Raw genomic sequence first — 18,297 nt, 5'->3', positions numbered from 1 at the left:
ACTATGAGATTGATTTGATGCGACGACCATTCACCACTATGCCTGCTCTCTTATTTTCATGAAAGTTGTGATTCTTGCGGGCGGCCTGGGTACGCGACTGAGCGAAGAAACCGTTGTCAAGCCTAAACCGATGGTCGAAATTGGCGGTATGCCTATCCTATGGCATATCATGAAAATCTATTCGGCGCATGGCTACAACGAGTTTGTTGTTTGTCTGGGTTACAAGGGTTATATGGTCAAGGAATACTTCGCCAATTATTTTTTGCATCAGTCCGACGTAACCATTGACTTGAGTACTAACCAGGTACAAATTCATGATTCATACGCCGAACCCTGGAAAATTACGCTTGTCGACACGGGCAAAGATAGCATGACGGGTGGACGTATTAAACGAGTTCAGCATCATATTGGCAATGAGCCATTTTTATTGACGTATGGCGATGGGGTTGGCGACATAAACATTACAGACCTGGTGGCTTTTCATCAGGCAAACGGCAGGCGTTGTACATTGACGGCTGTTCAGCCATCGGCCCGCTTTGGTGCGCTGGATGTGAACGACGCGAATCAGGTGAACTCGTTTCTGGAAAAACCCAGGGGCGACGGCGCCTGGATCAACGGCGGCTTTTTCGTTTGCCAGCCCGAAGTTTTCAACTACATTGAGGACGATGATACAAGCTGGGAACGGTATCCATTAGAGACACTAGCCGCAGAAGGTGAACTGATGGCTTTCCAGCATACTGGTTTCTGGAAACCAATGGACACACTACGCGATAAACTGGAACTGGAAACCGCCTGGAACGCGGGTACTGCCGACTGGAAAATCTGGTAAGCAACTTTATCCTATGATGCCATTCTTTGCGGACCAATATCGGAACAAAACGGTACTACTAACGGGCCATACCGGCTTCAAAGGTTCGTGGCTCGCTTATTGGCTTCATCAGCTTGGGGCCAATGTCGTTGGCTATTCTTTACCCGCTCCTACCGAACCAAGTCATTGGAATTTGCTCAATTTACCCATCACCAGCGTAGTAGGGGACATCCGTGATCTTTCCAAACTCCAGGAAATATTTCTATCCTATCAGCCTAATATTGTGATCCATATGGCAGCTCAGGCGCTCGTTCGCTATTCATACCGGCACCCAATAGAAACCATTGAAACCAACGTAACGGGCACGGCAAACGTATTGGAATGCGCTCGACAAACGCCTTCGGTGCGAGCCGTTGTGATTGTAACGAGCGATAAGTGCTACGAGAATCCAGAGGATGGGCATCCCTTGAAAGAAACTGACCCAATGGGTGGTTATGACCCCTACAGTATGTCGAAAGGCGCGGCTGAATTGGTCACGAATAGCTATCGAAACTCGTTTTTCAACCCCACTCAATACGGCATAACGCATCAGACACTGGTAGCCAGCGTTAGAGCAGGAAATGTAATTGGTGGGGGCGACTGGGCGCAAGACCGGCTCATTCCCGATCTGATCAAAGGCAGTATTTCGGGTCAGCGTGTTACCATTCGCAACCCGGATTCAGTACGTCCCTGGCAACACGTACTGGAACCGTTGTCAGGTTATTTACTGGTTGGACAGCGGTTATTGCTGGGCGATACGTCAATTGCCAGTGGCTGGAATTTTGGCCCCAGACCAAACGATATATTGCCCGTTCGGGACGTAGTTCAGCAGGCGCAATCTCGCTGGTCAACGATTGGTTATAACGAAACGCCTTCGGCCGATAATCCGCATGAAGCGCATTTGCTACGTCTCGACTGCACAAAAGCCCAGCAGCAATTGGACTGGTATCCGGTTTGGGATATGCAAACAACCATAACCCGAACCATCGACTGGTACCAAGCTTATTATGAGCGAAATCAGCTTTTTACACAGGCCGATTTGGAAACTTATGTTCAACAGGCGCGGGCGTCTAACCTAATCTGGACGCAATGATCTTTACCGAAACTCCCCTATCTGGCGCTTATCTGGTTGCATTATCGCCCCACAGCGACGATCGGGGCTGGTTCGTTCGAACGTACGACAAAGCCGCCTTTGCTCAGATGGGCCATATGGCCGACTGGGTGCAGATGAATCATTCGCTCACTCGCCAGGTTGGAGCCATTCGGGGTATGCATTTTCAACATCCACCACATGCCGAAATTAAATTAGTACGTTGCATTGCAGGAAAAGTCTTCGACGTAATCGTTGACCTTCGCGCCAGTTCGCCAACGTTTGGTCAGTGGTTTGGGGCAGAATTATCAGCGACAAATCAGGCAGCCCTGTACGTTCCCAAAGGGTTTGCCCACGGTTTCCAAACGCTGACTAGCGATTGCCAGCTTATTTACTGCCATAGTGAGTACTACGCACCAGAACACGAAGGAGCTATTCGATTCAACGATCCAAAAATTGGTATCGACTGGCCATTACCGGTAACCGATATATCCGCCCGCGATGCAAACCATCCACTTCTTATACCGTCCTTTACTGGCTTACTTGTCTGATTTTCATGGATTGTCGTTTTTGTAAAACTCCTTTACAGCATGTTTTTATTGATCTGGTCAATTCACCAGCATCAAATTCGTACTTGACTCATCAGCAACTCAACGAACCCGAAACGTTTTATCCGCTGAAGGTCTTCACCTGCCACAATTGTTTTCTGGTGCAGGTTGATGAATACAAAAAGTCGGATGCCATTTTTGATAACGACTACGCGTATTTCTCTTCATTTTCGACTAGCTGGCTGGCACATGCCAAGCGCTACGTTGCCGCCATGACGAAGCGGTTCAGCCTAGCGGGCGACTCGCAGGTCATTGAAATTGCCTCGAACGATGGCTACCTGCTTCAATATTTCGTTGAGCGGCAGATTCCCGTTCTGGGTATTGAACCCACGGCTAATACAGCCGCCGTGGCTATCCGAAAGGGAGTTCCTTCTATGACTCGATTTTTTGGTACCGAATTAGCTCGTGAACTGCTTCAATTAGGGATGCAGGCTGATTTATTGCTGGGGAACAACGTATTGGCTCATGTGCCGGATATTCTTGACTTCGTGGCTGGCATGAAGCAGGTGCTAAAACCCACAGGCGTTATCACGATGGAATTTCCGCATGTGTTGAATCTCATTGAGCAAAACCAGTTCGATACGATCTATCACGAGCATTTTTCCTATCTGTCATTCTACACCGTAAGTCAGATTTTTGAATCACAAAGGTTGATGATGTTCGACGTTGAGGAGATTCCAACGCACGGCGGTTCACTACGTATCTACGCGAAACATCAAGATGATGACACCAAAGCTGTTTCGACGAACGTAGCGGCTATGTTGCAGAAAGAAACCAAGACGGGACTCACTCGCCTTGATTATTACGAAGGATTTACGCAGAAAGCTTTCCAGGTGAAACTAGGCTTGCTTGAATTTTTGATGACCCAAAAACGAGCAGGCAAAACCGTAGCGGCTTATGGAGCAGCGGCCAAAGGCAATACGTTGCTGAATTACTGCGGCATCAAAAATGACCTGATTGATTTTGTCGTTGATGCCAATCCGGCCAAGCAGGGGAAGTTTTTGCCAGCCAGCCATATTCCGGTTGTACAGGAACACGTATTACGGGAAATAAAACCCGATTTCGTCCTGATTTTACCCTGGAATCTAACCGACGAAATCACCCGGCAGTTAAGCTATATTCGTGACTGGGGCGGCCAGTTTGTCGTACCCATTCCATCCGTCCGGGTACTATGAAAATTCTAGTCACAGGCGCCACCGGTTTTGTTGGGCAGTACGTGGTTCGGCAGCTTCTGTCCGACGGCCATAGCGTAGTGGCAACTGGTACTAATCGAGACAAAGCCACTCAATTCGGCTGGTTCGATCAGGTAATGTTTGTAGAATACAGCCTTCCCTTATCAGATGATGACCAGAATCTGTACGACTACTTTGGCCAACCCGATGCACTAATCCATCTGGCCTGGCAGGGATTACCGAATTACAAAGCGACGTTCCACTTTGAGCAGAATCTTTTTCCACAATATCTCTTTCTTAAGAACCTCATCCATAACGGATTGCGTGACATAACCGTAACGGGTACGTGTTTCGAATACGGGATGCAGAACGGTTGCTTATCAGAAAATCAGTTGACCATGCCTACGAATCCATACGCGCTGGCGAAAGATACGTTACGGAAAATGCTACAAGCTTTGCAAACAGAGCAGGGATTTAGTCTGAAATGGGCCCGCTTGTTTTATATGTATGGCGCCGGACAAAATCCAAACTCAATCATACCCTTGCTGGAACGGGCAATCGAGCAGGGAGAAACTGTATTTAATATGTCGGGGGGTGAGCAACTTCGTGACTATCTGCCTATCAAGGACGTAGCAACCTATCTTTGCCAGATAGCCACACAGACGAACGTAGCGGGAATTATTAACTGCTGCAGTGGTCAGCCAATGTCGATCAGGCGGTTCGTAGAAAATTACCTCCATACCCGGAACACGACTATTTCCTTAAATTTAGGCCATTATCCATACCCAGACTATGAACCGATGGCCTTTTGGGGCAATAACCAGAAGCTATTAAGTCTGTAATAGTTATTCAAACCCGTCAATTCATGCAACGTCCTAAATTCACGATTGTAATTCCCACCCGTGAGCGAGCGGATACCCTTTTATATAGTTTGCAGACATGTGTCATGCAGGACTATGATCAGCTAAGCATAGTGGTTTCCGATAATTTCAGTCAGGACGAAACGAAAGATGTCGTTCATTCGATAAACGATCCTCGCATCCGCTACGTAAATACGGGACGGCGCTTAAGCATGTCAGGCAATTATGAATTTGGTCTGAGCCAGGTTAAGGACGGCTTTGTCACACTTCTGGGCGATGATGATGGCTTTTTGCCCAATAGCGTAAAAACAGCTGCCGACTGGCTGAGTGAAACGGGGAGTAAAGCGATCAACCTTAATCCAGCAGATTATCTTTGGCCTTCGTTTTTTAATGCTGATAGAGCCAATACGTTATATATCAAATTCAGATCAGGCTATCACTTGCTCAATGGAAAGGAGGAATTGCAAAAAACGCTAACTGGCACTAAGAGTTACGCTGATCTCCCCTGCCTCTATACATCGTTTATTGACCGCAGTGTAATTGATAAAGTCCAGACAATCAGTGGTGCTTTTTTCCACTCCCGTATTCCGGATGTGTACTCTGCTATTTCACTGGCGCCGTTTGCCGGAAACTACATTTATGCAGACCAGAGTCTGAAACTGTTTGGCACATCGAAAAAAAGTATTGGCGCATCACTGGTCTATGATGCCGCTAACCAGGAAGCTGCGCAAACATTTTTGAACGAGGATAACCTACCCATACATCCCCGTTTATCATCCACTTTAGGTCGATCGGTGAGTATTGTTATCGCCGAATCATTTCTTCAATCATTTGACCAGGGATTGAATCAGGAAATTTTGAAAGACTTCGATTTAACCATTTTTATTAGGCAAGCCCTTCAGGAAGCCTATTCATCTGCTAAAGGTCATCGGGCTGAAATCCTGACCAACGTACGGGAAATCCTTGTGAAAAATAAGCTCCCGATGACTGAATTCGATGCGTTGATCAGCCAATATGAGCAAAGCCCGCCCGGACCCGTTCGTTACGACGTCAGCCGGTATTTTCAGCCATTCGCTTTAGTAGATGCGTTGGCATATGGCGTAACGGATATTGCCGGTGCGGCCAAGCTGTATGATAAAATATACCGGCATCCATTTCGCTATCCTGGTATTATTCCATCAACTATTAAGAAAACGCTTAAGTCAGCAACGCTGGACTTGCTTTTGGAGCGATTCCGTAAGACAAAAAAATCACCTGATTCACAACAGGCTATCTCGTGAACCGCACCGTCACGTTCCTTCACCCCCATTGCATGTTGGCCGGGGGTTCAACGACCTTTATGCTACAGGTATGTCTGCAATTAGTACGTCACGATTGGAAAATCAACGTAGTGTCAATACGCTCCGATCCGACTATTGTGGCTGAGGCCCGACAAGCCGGGGTGCGGTTTGTGGATGTAGGTGGTCCGCTATCATCATCGATCTGGTTCTGGATATTATATCCATTTATGTTCTGGCGCATTTACCGGGCTACCCGGCAACTGAATACCCCTGTTATTGTGTCCGAACCATTTCCGGCTAACTGGTGGGGCTGGTTCTATAAACTACTACGTCCGGAAGTCAACTTGATTTACGTGTGCCACGAACCAACGGCCTTTATTTTCTCAACGGCGTGGATTAACTCCATCAAACCCAATTACATGCGCTGGGGCCTGAAACTGGCTAACCCATTATTTCGGTGGGTCGAACAAACGTTAATGCCCATTACTGACCTGGTTGAAGTGAATTCACACTACTCAGCCCAGGAAGTAAAGGCTACCTTTCCAGGTCTGGCTCCCGAGAAAATTCGATTGATCTACGGGGGCATTGATAATACCGCTTTCTACGTGCAACCTGATACAAAACGATTGCCTCAAGTTGTTATGGTTGGTGTATTGTCAAAATTCAAGAATACAGATTTAGTTATTCGGGCTCTTCACCTGCTGCATCAACAACCCAAATACCAGCACATCAACCTGATAATTAAAGGAAAAGGCTTTGAGAAAGAAAGCCTGCGTCAGCTGGCTAATAGCCTCGCCCTTACAGACTCGGTTCAGATTATCGATGAGTTTTATACAAATGATCAACTAGCTGACCTTCTTCAGCATAGCCGCGTTCTGGTTCATGCGGCCCATAATGAGCCCTTTGGCCTGTCGGTTATCGAAGCCCTTGCCTGCGGCACACCCGCGGTAGTAACGGGTACGGGCGGCACAGGCGAAACGGTGATTGATGGCAAATCCGGTCTCTATTTTCAGACCGGTAACGTAGCGAATTTAGCGCAGAAATTGGCAAGGTTGTTTGATGATGAGCCTTATTGGCAACAACTCTCAGCGGGAGCTGTAGAGCAAGCCAGTCACTTTAGGTGGGAACAAACAGACGTTGATTTTCGACAGTTGCTGGAGGAAGCCATCGGAAAGCCCCAAAGAGCTATTTAATTCGCTTATAGACTTGAACAATGGCCTGATTGTGCCAACGATGCAGAGTCTGAACAAAATAAGACGGGTAGTGACGGCTTACCGTTTCAAAATCTTCCTCAAATTGTTTCCCAAACTCGCTGCCACCTTTTGATGTTTCATGAATCCGAAAGGCCGTCAATAGCTCCCGGCTAACGGCCGGTGGCTGGAGTGCCAGCAGCCGAAGCCACCAATCATAATCCATCGTATACCGCAGCGACTCGTTCAAGTAGCCAAGTTGCTCATGGGCCGACCGTTTCCAGAACGTAGAAGGCTGACAGATCGCGTTTGTAAGGCCCGCGTATAAAGCTGGAGTCAACGTGCGAAGCAGGCGTTTATACTGCCGAACAGGTTCCTGAATATGGACTCCGGCTTCATCAACGATCTGACAATCACCTGTGAGCCAAAGGCTATTTGGATGATGAGCAAAATGTTCTCCAACTTTACGTAGTGCTCCGGGGAGAAAATAATCGTCGGAATTTAGCCAGCAGACAATATCGCCAGTGGCCAAACGTAACCCTTTGTTGATAGCATTTGTCTGGCCCGTGTCCCGCTCAGCAATGAGCGTTAACTGGCTTTGATATGTAGCTAGAATGGCTAATGAATTATCGGTTGAAAGACCATCGACCACAATGTATTCCAACCGTGGATAGTTCTGCGACAAGACTGAATCTACCGTTTGCCGGATAAAAGCTCCCTGATTATAAGATGGCGTAATGACGCTGATGGATGGCAACATGGTCAATCAGTAAACGTAGTGGATTTACTGACCTCACCGGCAACCGACTCAGTAAGTAAGTGGCGACTATTAAGCTCATTCTTCAATAAAGCAACTTCCTGGGTAAGTACTTTAATCTGGTTCTGAAGCCGGGAAACAACGACTGATAAATGGACTAAAAACACTAAAATGGCGAAAATGGCAGCTAGAAAGACCAAGGAGGGTGGGTAAAAGACACCTAGTGCAAGCGAAATCTGCTCCAGTCCTCTACGCCATATCGAGAAGATGATCAGTATAAGAGTACAGGCAATCCACAGAATCGAATACTCTTCCCGAAGCTGCCCTTTCACGATCAGCCGGAAGATGAATATCAGAAATAAGGAAGCACCTAATAAACTGATAATCTGGATAGTTACAGGTACAGTTGCCATTAAAGAGCGCGTTTATTAAGTAAACGAAAATACATAAACACGATTGCCAGCGATACCTTTAGCATGTAATAAAATGCACGACTGGTATTAATAGACGAGACCCCTTCTTCCCGATGACGCATCCGAACCGGAACTTCTTTAATTAATAGTCCGTGTAAGCCAAATTGAACAATAGACTCAGGTTCGGGATACTCGTCCGGGTAATATTTATTCACAATTTCGATCGTACGCCGGTTAAAAGCCCGGAAACCGGACGTGCTATCGTGAACCGTTTTGCCGATCAGTAATTGATTGAGCCAGCGAAAATAGCTGATGCCTACCCGCCGAAGAAACGACGATTGAAAGCCTTCCCGATTGATAAATCGTGAACCAATCGAAACGTCAGCTTCCTGTTGCAAAATTGGTCCAAGAACCTTAGGCAGTTCGTCAGCCGGATGTTGCCCATCGCCATCTACCTGCACCGCAATATCGTATCCATGCTGGTAAGCGTATCGATAGCCTGTGTGCATGGCCCCACCAATGCCGAGATTAACGGGCAAATTGAGATACCGACAGGGCAGCGTACGTACAATAGATAATGAATTATCGGTGGAGCAATCATTTACAACCAGTACATCCAGCACATAACCAACCCGATCGCGTAACGTACTGAGTTCACGTACCACATTGGCAATGGACCCCTGTTCATTATAACAAGGCACAATGACCAGGATATGCGGTTTAGGCGGCAAGCTCACGTCTGTACTCTCATTGATAGTCATTGCCCGTTGGCTTCTGGTCTTTATGGATTTACCTGATAAATGGTCAGCGAACCAAGTGTTGCAATCGACTTCATACAGCGTACTTCAACTGGCTGGGGCTGGTGATCGAAAACCTGGTATTTTACATTCAGTTTCTTCATCCGGGGTGAACAAGGGTCCATAGCAATAACGTAGCCATCCTCATACTGATTGACTAAAATCACCGAATCTTTACCGTCAATATAACTCTGATTGGTAACGTGAGCGTAGCGATTATAGGCTGAATCGCGCTTCATCTGCGGGTCGAGTACACTGAAAATATGCTTGCGGTCGGGCAAGTATTTTACGCCCGTAATTTGTTTGGCGCCAGTTGCCGTGACCATATAAGTTATAAACTGATTCCCATTCACCAGCCAACGCGCCTGTGGGTCCTGTTCAACAAGTTGCCGGACTGTTTTGTAAAAGGCATTTTCTGTAATCGGGCTCACTCCCTTCGAGAGGGGATTGGCTTTTAAATTAGGCAACAGAAAAATAAGCAGACCCGCACAGAAAATAGAGGCTCGGTAACGTATTGGAAGCGTGAAAATCAGCAGAATATTCAGTAACGAGAAAAACACGACTGGCACAAATGTCTGATAGGGTTTAATCAACCCATCAGAGTCATTTACGTTGACATAAGCCGTGTAGACAACAAATCCAATAACACCCACGATAGCCAGCACATTTCCCCATACAGGTACGTGTTTGTATGTATCCCGGATGGTGCTGTTTTTGATAGCATTTAGATATAAGATCAGTAAAACAATACCGCCAACCCCCATTGGAATCTGTGCCCGACGCGTTGGCACCATGCTCATCAAACTTGCTTTAGCCAATCCCTGGCCAAAACCAACCTCAATCCAAACCCACATAAACAAAACAAATACCGATACCGCAACCAGCATCCAGTCCACTTTTCTGTTTAGAACAAACAGGACCCCCGTTAATGGAATGATAACGGGCGCGAAGTTGAGGTAATGCGAAAGCTCGCAGATATTCAACCAGCTCTTTGGAAACACTTCATCAGAAAAAAACCAACTATAATACTCTGAATACCAGTTTGCAATAAAACCAGTGCCGCCCGTTTCGCTACGTTGCCCAGGATAGACGGTACTCGTGACAGCTTTCAGTGTTTCCTGTATGTCGGAGAAAAATGGAGCCAGCATCAATCCAGCCAGTACAGCAGCACCTGCCAGTAAGCCGATTTTCAGTAATACCGACTTGAGTGGAAAAAGATTACGTCGGTTATTAATAACATAGCCAACCAACGCTAAACCGAATAAATAAGCCATCGGTAGCTGATAGGGAGGATATAGAATAAGGGCATACGCACAAACCAGCCAGACTAACAATAAGGCAGCGATGGCAAGTCTTAGCGGCTTTCGTTCATACAGTAAGTAAACGGCTGCGACAAACGCAGCACAGCTATAGCCAATCATATTCGCTGGAATAAATGACCACCGAACTGTTCCTGAAGATAAAAGTAGCGTTAGTGTCCCTGTTAGCGACAACCAATAGTCATTACGAGTGACCAGTAAGAAAAACAAAAAAGCACCAACCAGTAGAACAAATGGACTCGTGTCGTACATCCAGGCGTAAGCCCGGTCCAAATCGGGCAAAAACATACCCCAGCTACCAATCTTAAAAAAAGCAACCGGATGCTTCACCGGTACGGTGAGCATAGGTGACTTCAAACCGCCAATCGCTTCATTTTCCAGCGGGTACCCATTCAGGGCATTCGACAAAATCCAGGGAGCGCCCACCGCATAATCGTCCATCCGGATTCGTTTCGGCGTTCCGGCTACTAACCCGCGTGTTGCGGGCGAACCGTCGGGCAGAAGTGTATTCCACATGGGCAACGAAACGTAGTGCCACTTGAACAGGACAAATAGCACAAAAAGGGCCACAAATGCGCCGAGCGTAATTTTCACCCGTTTATCAAACCGGATCAGTTCAAAAGGGCATTCAGGATCGGACAAGTCATCGTTTTCAGAGGGCGTGGCTAGTGGCTGTAGAGGTTTCGTAGGTAGTGCACTCGCAGGCTTCACGACCGGGCCAAGCCCAGCTGGGGTAGACCGTCCTTTTTGTTTCTTAGACATGAATAAGCGTCTGAACGAATTCTCAGATTGGATTAGCAATTGGGTATACGTTATCAAACTTACTCATCCCCTGCCAGTTTGCCAACATCCAACGTTTTCTTTCTGAAAATGCGGTAATTTGCTCGCATGAATAAAGCCTTTCTACAGCGGATGATACCTCTTCTGCTGGCTGCGATTCTGCTGTGGTATGTTCTAAAAGACGTACCACTCCCCGAAATAGCCAGTCAATTCTGCCGGGCTAATTACGGCTGGTTATCGCTGGTTGGGCTTCTTACTGGCTTATTTTATGTCGTGCGGGCAGCGCGCTGGAAAATAACGCTGCAAGCCATTGGCTATCAACCTACTTTATTTCGGGTAACGGTTGCCTTACTGGCGGGCTCCATGGCCAGTATGCTGGTGCCGGGCGCGGGGGAACTCACCCGTTGTGGCACCCTGCAACGTACCGATGGCGTCCCCATTTCACAGGGCATCGGCTCGGTCGTGGCAGAGCGTATCATTGACCTATTCATGCTGATGCTGGTGCTGCTACTGACAGTCTCTCTGGAATTTGCCCGGATGAAAACCTACCTTATTGGTTTGACACTAGCGATACCAAATACATATGCTGTATTTGGTGTAATAGGCCTGGTCATTGTATCCGGACTGGTGGGCTGGTGGGCAATACGTAGTGATGCCGTGCGAAATCACTCACTGATAAGCAAAGTGGTCAATATATTTGAAGGGTTCAGTCGGGGGTTTATGGCCATCCGGCAACTACCGAATCCTGGTTTATTCGTCGTACTTACACTACTAAATCAGTTTCTGGCATGGCTTGGCACCTATATACTTTTACTAGCTGTCGATTCGACGCAGAACCTTCCCCCAACGGCCGCGCTGACCATTATGGCGGTTAGCTCATTAGGTGGGCTGGCTGTTCCAACCCAGGGCGGCATCGGTACATATCATTTCCTGGTCAGTCGAGCCTTGATTCTGTACGGCTTTACGGCTACTCAGGGCGCCGTCGTGGCGACTTTTCTTCATGCCGTTGGATTCGGCTTCACTCTCGTATTGAGTAGTATCAGTTTTCTGATCGTACCCATACTCATTGCCAACAGAAACACTAAATCCGCAGAGAATGTGGCAAAATTGAGTAAAGATTGATAAGGTTAGACGTAGCCGGATTTACTTTTTGAAAGGATGCCCCAGGTAAATCATTACTAGTGGCATCAACAGAAATGGGATTTCAATCAACGCAATTTTCAAATTGCCGGTTTTCAAGGACAACCCCATTATCGAAAGAATCATGACTGCGTTGATCAGGTTGCCGGCAAAAAATGTCGGAGGAAATAAAACCATCAGCCCGACAGCAATAGATAGTAGGCTTATGAGTAAAATCCCTGTTTTACCGATGCCAAATTGCGTAAACAGGTTTGGCTCAGCAGGATTAGTCTCTATTACCAATCCCTCCCAGCCGTGTTTAAAACTCAAAAAGGCTGTAATCAGGATCAGGATTCCGCTTATGATTTTCATAATTGACAATGTGTGGAGAACGGGTTTAATGGAAGGCAGTCTAAAAGTTAATTCTTAATAAACCTAAACTTCCCCTCACTCATATGAAGAGAGGGGAAGTTTGGTAGATATTATAGGTTCATACCGCCCGAAACCTCAATACGTTGGGCGTTGATCCATCGGGCGTCATCAGTACACAAAAACGCCACAACACCCCCAATATCATCAGCCTGACCGGTTCGCCCTAAGGCCGTAATCTCAGCGATGTGCTTGTTGACCTGCGCATTATCCCGGACAACGCCACCACCGAAGTCGGTTTCGATGGCGCCCGGTGCGACGACGTTCACCGCAATGCCCCGCGAACCAAGTTCTTTAGCCATGTACATCGTTAAGGTCTCAATGGCTCCTTTCATCGATGCATAAACGGCACGTCCAGGACTCGTAAAGCGCGTCAGACCCGTAGAAATATTAATGATGCAACCGCCATCATTGAGAATTGGCAGCAATGTCTGCGTCAGAAAGTACACGCCTTTGAATTGAATGTTCATCAACTGATCGAAGTCTTCCTCCCGCGTGTTACCAATGGGCGTATTAAGGCCAATGCCTGCGTTATTGATCAGGAAATCGAAGTGGTCGGTGACGAAGGTGTCTTTTAAAACCGTAGTCAACTCGTCAAGAAAAGCGTCGAAACGTTTCACCTCTCCAGCGCTAAGTTGCAACGCAACGGCTTTCTGTCCAGCCTGTTCGATTTCGGCGACTACCGCTTCCGCTTCCTCTTTTTTACTATTATACGTCAGCACTACGTCGATGCCTTTTTTAGCCAGGCTCAGCGCCATGTTCTTGCCCAGTCCGCGGCTTCCACCGGTTACCAGAGCGATTTTACTGTTGGTTGTCATTGTGTTAAATTGTTGTAAGAGTACTCAACAAGGCAATCAATGTTGCACCCACTTTGCTGATCCAACTCAGGAGCAAGCTGGAAGCAATCTGATTCGTTAGTTTAATAACACGTGCCATCAAGTGCTTTTTCGAATGATCAAGCTAGCCTGACCACCGGCTGAAATTTGATGGAACAAAGGTGAGACAGAGTGCCGGTTGTCTGTTTGCAAACATCAATCCATTGTTTGCAAAATTCAAATCAGGCTTACTATGACCGGAAGCCCAGTGGCGATAATGAAGTCTGTTTTCTAAAAAAATTGGAGAAATGAGCGACCTGTTCGAAGCCCAGGCAATAAGCGATTTCAGAAATGTTCCAGTCGGTTTGTTTTAGCAGAATTTTGGCCTCCTGTACGATCCTGCTGCTGATAATATCAGTGGTCGTTTTGCCCGTATTCTCCTTTAACACCTTGTTCAAATGGTTTACATGGACGGCCAGACGGTCTGCGTAATCTTTAGCCGTACGCAGACTGAGTTTTTGATGGTGGGATTCAATCGGAAATTGCCTTTCCAGCAACTCGATAAATAATGAGGAAACACGGGCAGATGCCGTATGAGTGGGGTATAATAACGTAGCGGGTTGCAGTTTTTGACCGTAGTGGATCAGTTCGAGTACGTAATTACGGATCAGGTCGTACTTGTAGGCGTAATCAGAAGACATTTCTTTATACATCTTCCTGAATATAAAGGCTATTTCCTCAGATTCTTCGTCAGAAAGCTGGAAGACAGGATACCCGCCGGGCTGAAAAATCGGCAAATCATCCAATACAACGCCACTTTTGGTTTGAACCAAAAACTCATCGGTAAAGACGCAGAAGTATCCCGATTGATCCCAATCCTGCAGCAACCAGTGGTAAGGCACTTTGGGTGTGGCAAACAGAAGCGCATTCTTTTCAATGTCTATCACCTTGTCGGCATACTCGGCTCTGTTCCGCCCGCTAATCCAGCTTATTTTGTAATAGGCCCGTCGGTTATACGGCATAAAAGGCCTTACTTTAATCTTAGCCGTTATATCCGCCACATTAAAGATATTGAAGTGGCCTATTTCTTTGTTTATACCTTCTGGTAAAAGCAAGTTTAAGCCACCTTCTCCAGGTGGTGCCATGTGTTTATAAAACTCGTCGAGCGAAATCGTCTCCATACGCTGGTTTGTAAAATTCAAATGTAGGAATTTTGAGATAATTTCATGCCAATTGACAATTCCTCCCCGCATAACGACCCCCATTACGTCGTTCTACGATTGAGTTGTATCTTAGCCAACAGATACATTAATCACAATACCCAATCATTTTTGATGATGTACAAGCAGTTACTACTAGGCGCCAGCTTACTGGGTCTGCCCTTTTTAAGTTTTGGTCAGGAAAAGTTTGCGACCACAATTACAGCCGCCGACCTTGAAAAACACCTCCGTATTCTTGCCGCCGACGACATGGAAGGCCGCGAAACCGGTCAGCCCGGCCAGCGCAAAGCCGCCGAATACATAGCCAGTCAGTTTGCCGCCGAAGGGCTCAAACCGATCGTTAAAACGGACGATGGGAAACTGGCCTACCAGCAACAATTTACGCTTTTCAAGAAAGGCTGGGGCGAATTTTACATCAACGCAGGCGGTAAAAAATTTGAGTATCTGAAAGATTTTCTGGTGAACGGCTTGCTCTATTTGCCTACCGAAACGAAGTACGAATCCGTATTTGTCGGCTACGGCATTGGTGAAACGAACTACGATGATTATGCCGGGCGCGACGTAACGGGTAAAGCCGTTGTGATGCTGGATGGAGAACCCAAATCGGCTGACGACAAACTGCTGATAAGCGGCACCAACCAGGCTTCCAAATGGGGTGGGCCCAACGGCTGGCGTGCGAAAAGTCTGCTGGCTAAGGAAAAAGGTGCAGCTCAGGTTTTCATTATCTCGGCCGAATCACCGGAAGCATTTAAGCAATTGCTCGCACAACGTAGCGCGTTACAGGCTCGATTTAACCGGTTGACCCTGAAACCGGGTGCCGAAAATGTAGGCTCAGTCGGTGTATTTATGATTACGTCAGAAACAGCGTCGGCCTTGCTCGGTACGTCGGCCGCTACACTTAGTCAGGTCACGGCTCAACTGGCGCAGTCAGCCAAACCCATTACGTCATCGCTGGCGGGTAGCGTAAGCGTCAAGGCCGATCGGGTGGAAGAAAAAGCGCAATCATCGAACGTGTTGGGCTTTATTGAAGGCACCGACAAAAAAGATGAAATTCTGGTGATTTCGGCCCACTACGACCACATTGGCATTAGTGCCGATGGGCAGGTCAATAATGGGGCTAACGACGATGGTTCTGGCACCGTGTCCGTCCTCGAAATTGCGCAGGCCTTTGCCAAAGCCAAAGCCGCCGGAAAAGGGCCACGACGTTCCATCCTGTTCCTGACCGTATCGGGCGAAGAAAAAGGCTTACTGGGGTCAGAATATTATGCCGATATGAGTCCCGTAATACCGCTCGAAAAAACGGTTGCGGACCTGAATATCGACATGGTCGGTCGAGTGGATGACCTACATCAGGGAAAATCAGAGAATTACATTTACGTGATTGGCTCCGATAAGCTTTCGTCGGATCTGCATAAGATCAGCGAAGCGGCCAACCAGAAATACGCGAAGATGGAGCTGGATTACAAATACAATGATCCGAAAGATCCCGAACGGATTTACTACCGCTCCGATCATTATAACTTCGCCAAACACGAGATACCTATTATTTTTTACTTCAACGGTCTGCACGCCGACTATCACCGTCCTACGGACGATATTGAAAAAATTGACTTTAACCTGGCGGAACGTAGTGCCCGGCTCGTATTTTACACTGCCTGGGAAATAGCCAACCGCGACCAACGCCTGGTGGTGGACAGCCATAAACAGTAAGCTGACGCGATTAGAAAAGAGACTAGCTGACGGTCAACGCGTAGCCATTTAGGCAAGAGCTAGAGCACTGGTCTTACGGTTAAACCAATAGTAGTATAAATGAATAGCCCCAACGTAACAGATTAGCTGGTTACGTTGGGGCTATAACTACGTAGCGGGTGTAGTTTTTATCGGTTAGTTCTTCCCGCCCGATACCTTACCTGGTTTTGGGGCAACTCCCGGTTGGGTAATCTCGAAATTCTCTTTCTGCTTGGCATCAATGACCATCTGGCGAACATCGGCCAGCAGTTTTTTGGCGTCATAAACGATACCATCTTTCACCGTATACGTAACACCACCAACGCGCTCTACCTCGTTCTTTTCGTTCAGGTGAATCGCGCCCGTACCGTACAGCACTTTCAGATTCGCCAGCGGATTCTGATCAACAATCACAAAATCAGCGAGTTTCCCTACTTCAACAGAACCAATTTGATCGTCCATACCAAGCGCTTCGGCCCCTTTTAACGTAGCAGCCCGAATTACTTCGAGCGGATGGAAACCGGCTTCGCGCAGGAGTTCGAGTTCGCGGATGTAGGCGAAGCCGTAAAGCTGATAAATAAACCCAGAATCGGAACCTGCCGTGACACGCCCTCCCCGGTTTTTGTAGTCATTGATGAAGGCCATCCAGAGTTGGTAATTTTTTTTCCAGGCTACTTCCTGCTCCGTTCCCCACGATTGCCAGTACGACCCGTGCGAAATCCGGCTGGGACCGTAGAAGCGCCAGAGACTTGGCATGGTGTAATCATCATGCCATTCGGCCCGACGGGCTAGCATCAGTTCACGGTTGGCTTCGTAAATATTGAACGTAGGATCGAGCGTAAAATCCAGTGCGATAAGTTCGTCCATTACTTTATTCCAGCGGGCAGTACCCGGCTGGGCGGCCTGTTGCCATAAGTTACCAGCTTCTTCGAACCGATTTTGCTCGTTGCTGTAATTATACGTAACGGGATAATTTTGAACGGTTTTATCTTCAAACAACGCTTCTGGAAGACCATACCAGTGTTCCAGTGATGTCAAACCCGCTTTGGCCGTAGCCAATGCGTTCATCCGGGCTACCTCCAACTGCGCATGGTGGCAAGCCGACCGAAGACCAAGTTTTTTATTTTCCTCCAGTGCTGCCTTAAATATATTTGGCTCCGCACCGAAAAATTTAATGCCGTCGGCTCCCCGTTTGGCATTCAGTTGTACCCAGGCGCGGGCTTGTTCGGGTGTACTGATCGGCTCTTTAGAACCCTGACCAAATACCGTATACGCTTTAATGCGTGGCGCTGTAATTTCATTACGTTCACTTTTGGCGCGGTGTTCAAGAACCCAATCGAGGCCATTGCCACAGGATGGGTCACGAACGGTGGTGATCCCATGTCCAAGCCACAGCTTGAAAACATACTCTGCGCTAGCCCCCTGCGCCTGGCCACCAATATGCCCGTGCATATCCACAAAGCCGGGCATTAGATACATGCCTTCGCAGTTCAGTTCCTTATCACCAGCGTTCGCTTTTGGTCGACTTTTCGGATCGATTGGCACACCGGGGTAGCCTACCTGCTTAACCTGAGTGATCTTATTTTTCTCTACCACAATATCTACCGGCCCAACCGGGGGGGCACCGGTGCTGTTGACGAGGGTGACACCCCGGATGATGAGTTTACCGAAGGGACCTTCGCCCTCATGTCGTGCCGGGGATTTTGCGACCTGAGCCGTGAGGGAATGGACAATGAGGAGTGAACACTGCAAAAGAAGCAGCGATCGGACGTAGAAGCGTGTCATGCGTAGAAAGTTGATTGAAGAAACAGTTGTAAGATAAGCGAAACTAGCGGACTTTTGCAACGTAACGTAGCAGATTGCGCGAAAGCAA

17 protein-coding genes are annotated in these 18,297 nt (G+C 47.5%); 9 read left to right on the top strand and 8 right to left on the bottom strand.

What is annotated here, in order from left to right:
* The first annotated feature begins 58 nt into the window (after positions 1-58).
* From rfbF to BM202_RS21730, 7 genes are read left to right on the top strand one after another with little or no spacing between them, the layout of a single operon-like run.
* On the top strand, positions 59-829 hold the full coding sequence (gene rfbF, locus BM202_RS21760; RefSeq protein WP_093830044.1) for a glucose-1-phosphate cytidylyltransferase: 771 nt from the start codon (positions 59-61) through the stop codon (positions 827-829).
* Between the two features lie 13 nt (positions 830-842).
* Entirely contained in the window at positions 843-1,940 is a 1,098-nt protein-coding gene (gene rfbG, locus BM202_RS21755) for a CDP-glucose 4,6-dehydratase (protein WP_245776741.1), read from the top strand.
* The gene (gene rfbC / locus BM202_RS21750) at positions 1,937-2,488 is read left to right on the top strand and encodes a dTDP-4-dehydrorhamnose 3,5-epimerase (RefSeq protein ID WP_093830040.1); all 552 of its coding nucleotides are present in this window, start codon (positions 1,937-1,939) and stop codon (positions 2,486-2,488) included. Before rfbG ends, rfbC begins: the two co-directional genes overlap by 4 nt.
* Positions 2,489-2,493: 5 nt before the next feature.
* Complete coding sequence (locus tag BM202_RS21745) at positions 2,494-3,720, top strand: class I SAM-dependent methyltransferase (protein WP_093830038.1); 1,227 nt, start codon at positions 2,494-2,496, stop codon at positions 3,718-3,720.
* Positions 3,717-4,559: an NAD-dependent epimerase/dehydratase family protein gene (locus BM202_RS21740; RefSeq protein WP_093830036.1), complete on the top strand. Its 843-nt coding sequence runs from the start codon at positions 3,717-3,719 to the stop codon at positions 4,557-4,559. Before BM202_RS21745 ends, BM202_RS21740 begins: the two co-directional genes overlap by 4 nt.
* 23 nt (positions 4,560-4,582) lie before the next feature.
* Positions 4,583-5,857 carry a glycosyltransferase family 2 protein gene (locus BM202_RS21735; protein ID WP_093830034.1) on the top strand — a complete coding sequence of 425 codons (1,275 nt, stop codon included), beginning with the start codon at positions 4,583-4,585 and terminating at the stop codon, positions 5,855-5,857.
* Entirely contained in the window at positions 5,854-7,050 is a 1,197-nt protein-coding gene (locus tag BM202_RS21730; protein ID WP_143100725.1) for a glycosyltransferase family 4 protein, read from the top strand. Before BM202_RS21735 ends, BM202_RS21730 begins: the two co-directional genes overlap by 4 nt.
* Here the strand turns inward: BM202_RS21730 and BM202_RS21725 are convergent.
* The 4 genes from BM202_RS21725 to BM202_RS21710 are packed head-to-tail and all read right to left on the bottom strand — an operon-like array spanning position 7,043 to position 11,095.
* Positions 7,043-7,807 carry a glycosyltransferase family 2 protein gene (locus BM202_RS21725; RefSeq protein WP_093830030.1) on the bottom strand — a complete coding sequence of 255 codons (765 nt, stop codon included), beginning with the start codon at positions 7,805-7,807 and terminating at the stop codon, positions 7,043-7,045. The two genes, BM202_RS21730 and BM202_RS21725, sit on opposite strands and share 8 nt — an antisense overlap.
* A 2-nt stretch (positions 7,808-7,809) precedes the next feature.
* Positions 7,810-8,217, bottom strand: a complete 408-nt coding sequence (locus tag BM202_RS21720) for a DUF2304 domain-containing protein (protein ID WP_093830028.1) — start codon at positions 8,215-8,217, stop codon at positions 7,810-7,812.
* Positions 8,217-8,978: a glycosyltransferase family 2 protein gene (locus BM202_RS21715; protein WP_093830026.1), complete on the bottom strand. Its 762-nt coding sequence runs from the start codon at positions 8,976-8,978 to the stop codon at positions 8,217-8,219. The genes BM202_RS21720 and BM202_RS21715 overlap by 1 nt, the downstream gene beginning before the upstream one ends.
* Positions 8,979-8,998: 20 nt before the next feature.
* A complete protein-coding gene (locus BM202_RS21710) occupies positions 8,999-11,095 on the bottom strand; it encodes a DUF7657 domain-containing protein (RefSeq protein WP_093830024.1) in 2,097 nt (698 codons plus the stop codon).
* A gap of 126 nt (positions 11,096-11,221) precedes the next feature.
* Between BM202_RS21710 and BM202_RS21705 the strand changes: the two genes are divergently transcribed.
* Positions 11,222-12,235: a lysylphosphatidylglycerol synthase transmembrane domain-containing protein gene (locus BM202_RS21705; protein WP_093830022.1), complete on the top strand. Its 1,014-nt coding sequence runs from the start codon at positions 11,222-11,224 to the stop codon at positions 12,233-12,235.
* A 21-nt stretch (positions 12,236-12,256) separates the two neighbouring features.
* On the opposite strand, the gene BM202_RS21700 is transcribed toward BM202_RS21705, so the two are convergent.
* From BM202_RS21700 to BM202_RS21690, 3 genes are all read right to left on the bottom strand, one after another.
* A complete protein-coding gene (locus BM202_RS21700; protein WP_218160591.1) occupies positions 12,257-12,613 on the bottom strand; it encodes a hypothetical protein in 357 nt (118 codons plus the stop codon).
* A gap of 101 nt (positions 12,614-12,714) precedes the next feature.
* Positions 12,715-13,479: an SDR family oxidoreductase gene (locus BM202_RS21695; protein ID WP_093830017.1), complete on the bottom strand. Its 765-nt coding sequence runs from the start codon at positions 13,477-13,479 to the stop codon at positions 12,715-12,717.
* Positions 13,480-13,727: 248 nt separating this feature from the next.
* Positions 13,728-14,657: a helix-turn-helix domain-containing protein gene (locus tag BM202_RS21690; RefSeq protein ID WP_093830177.1), complete on the bottom strand. Its 930-nt coding sequence runs from the start codon at positions 14,655-14,657 to the stop codon at positions 13,728-13,730.
* Between the two features lie 153 nt (positions 14,658-14,810).
* Between BM202_RS21690 and BM202_RS21685 the strand changes: the two genes are divergently transcribed.
* The gene (locus tag BM202_RS21685; RefSeq protein WP_093830015.1) at positions 14,811-16,406 is read left to right on the top strand and encodes a M28 family peptidase; all 1,596 of its coding nucleotides are present in this window, start codon (positions 14,811-14,813) and stop codon (positions 16,404-16,406) included.
* Positions 16,407-16,580: 174 nt separating this feature from the next.
* On the opposite strand, the gene BM202_RS21680 is transcribed toward BM202_RS21685, so the two are convergent.
* Positions 16,581-18,209: an amidohydrolase family protein gene (locus BM202_RS21680; RefSeq protein ID WP_093830013.1), complete on the bottom strand. Its 1,629-nt coding sequence runs from the start codon at positions 18,207-18,209 to the stop codon at positions 16,581-16,583.
* Positions 18,210-18,297 lie beyond the last annotated feature (88 nt).

The organism is Spirosoma endophyticum, from assembly GCF_900112365.1.
Classification (GTDB): domain Bacteria; phylum Bacteroidota; class Bacteroidia; order Cytophagales; family Spirosomataceae; genus Spirosoma; species Spirosoma endophyticum.
This window is presented reverse-complemented; position numbering and strand designations above follow the sequence as displayed.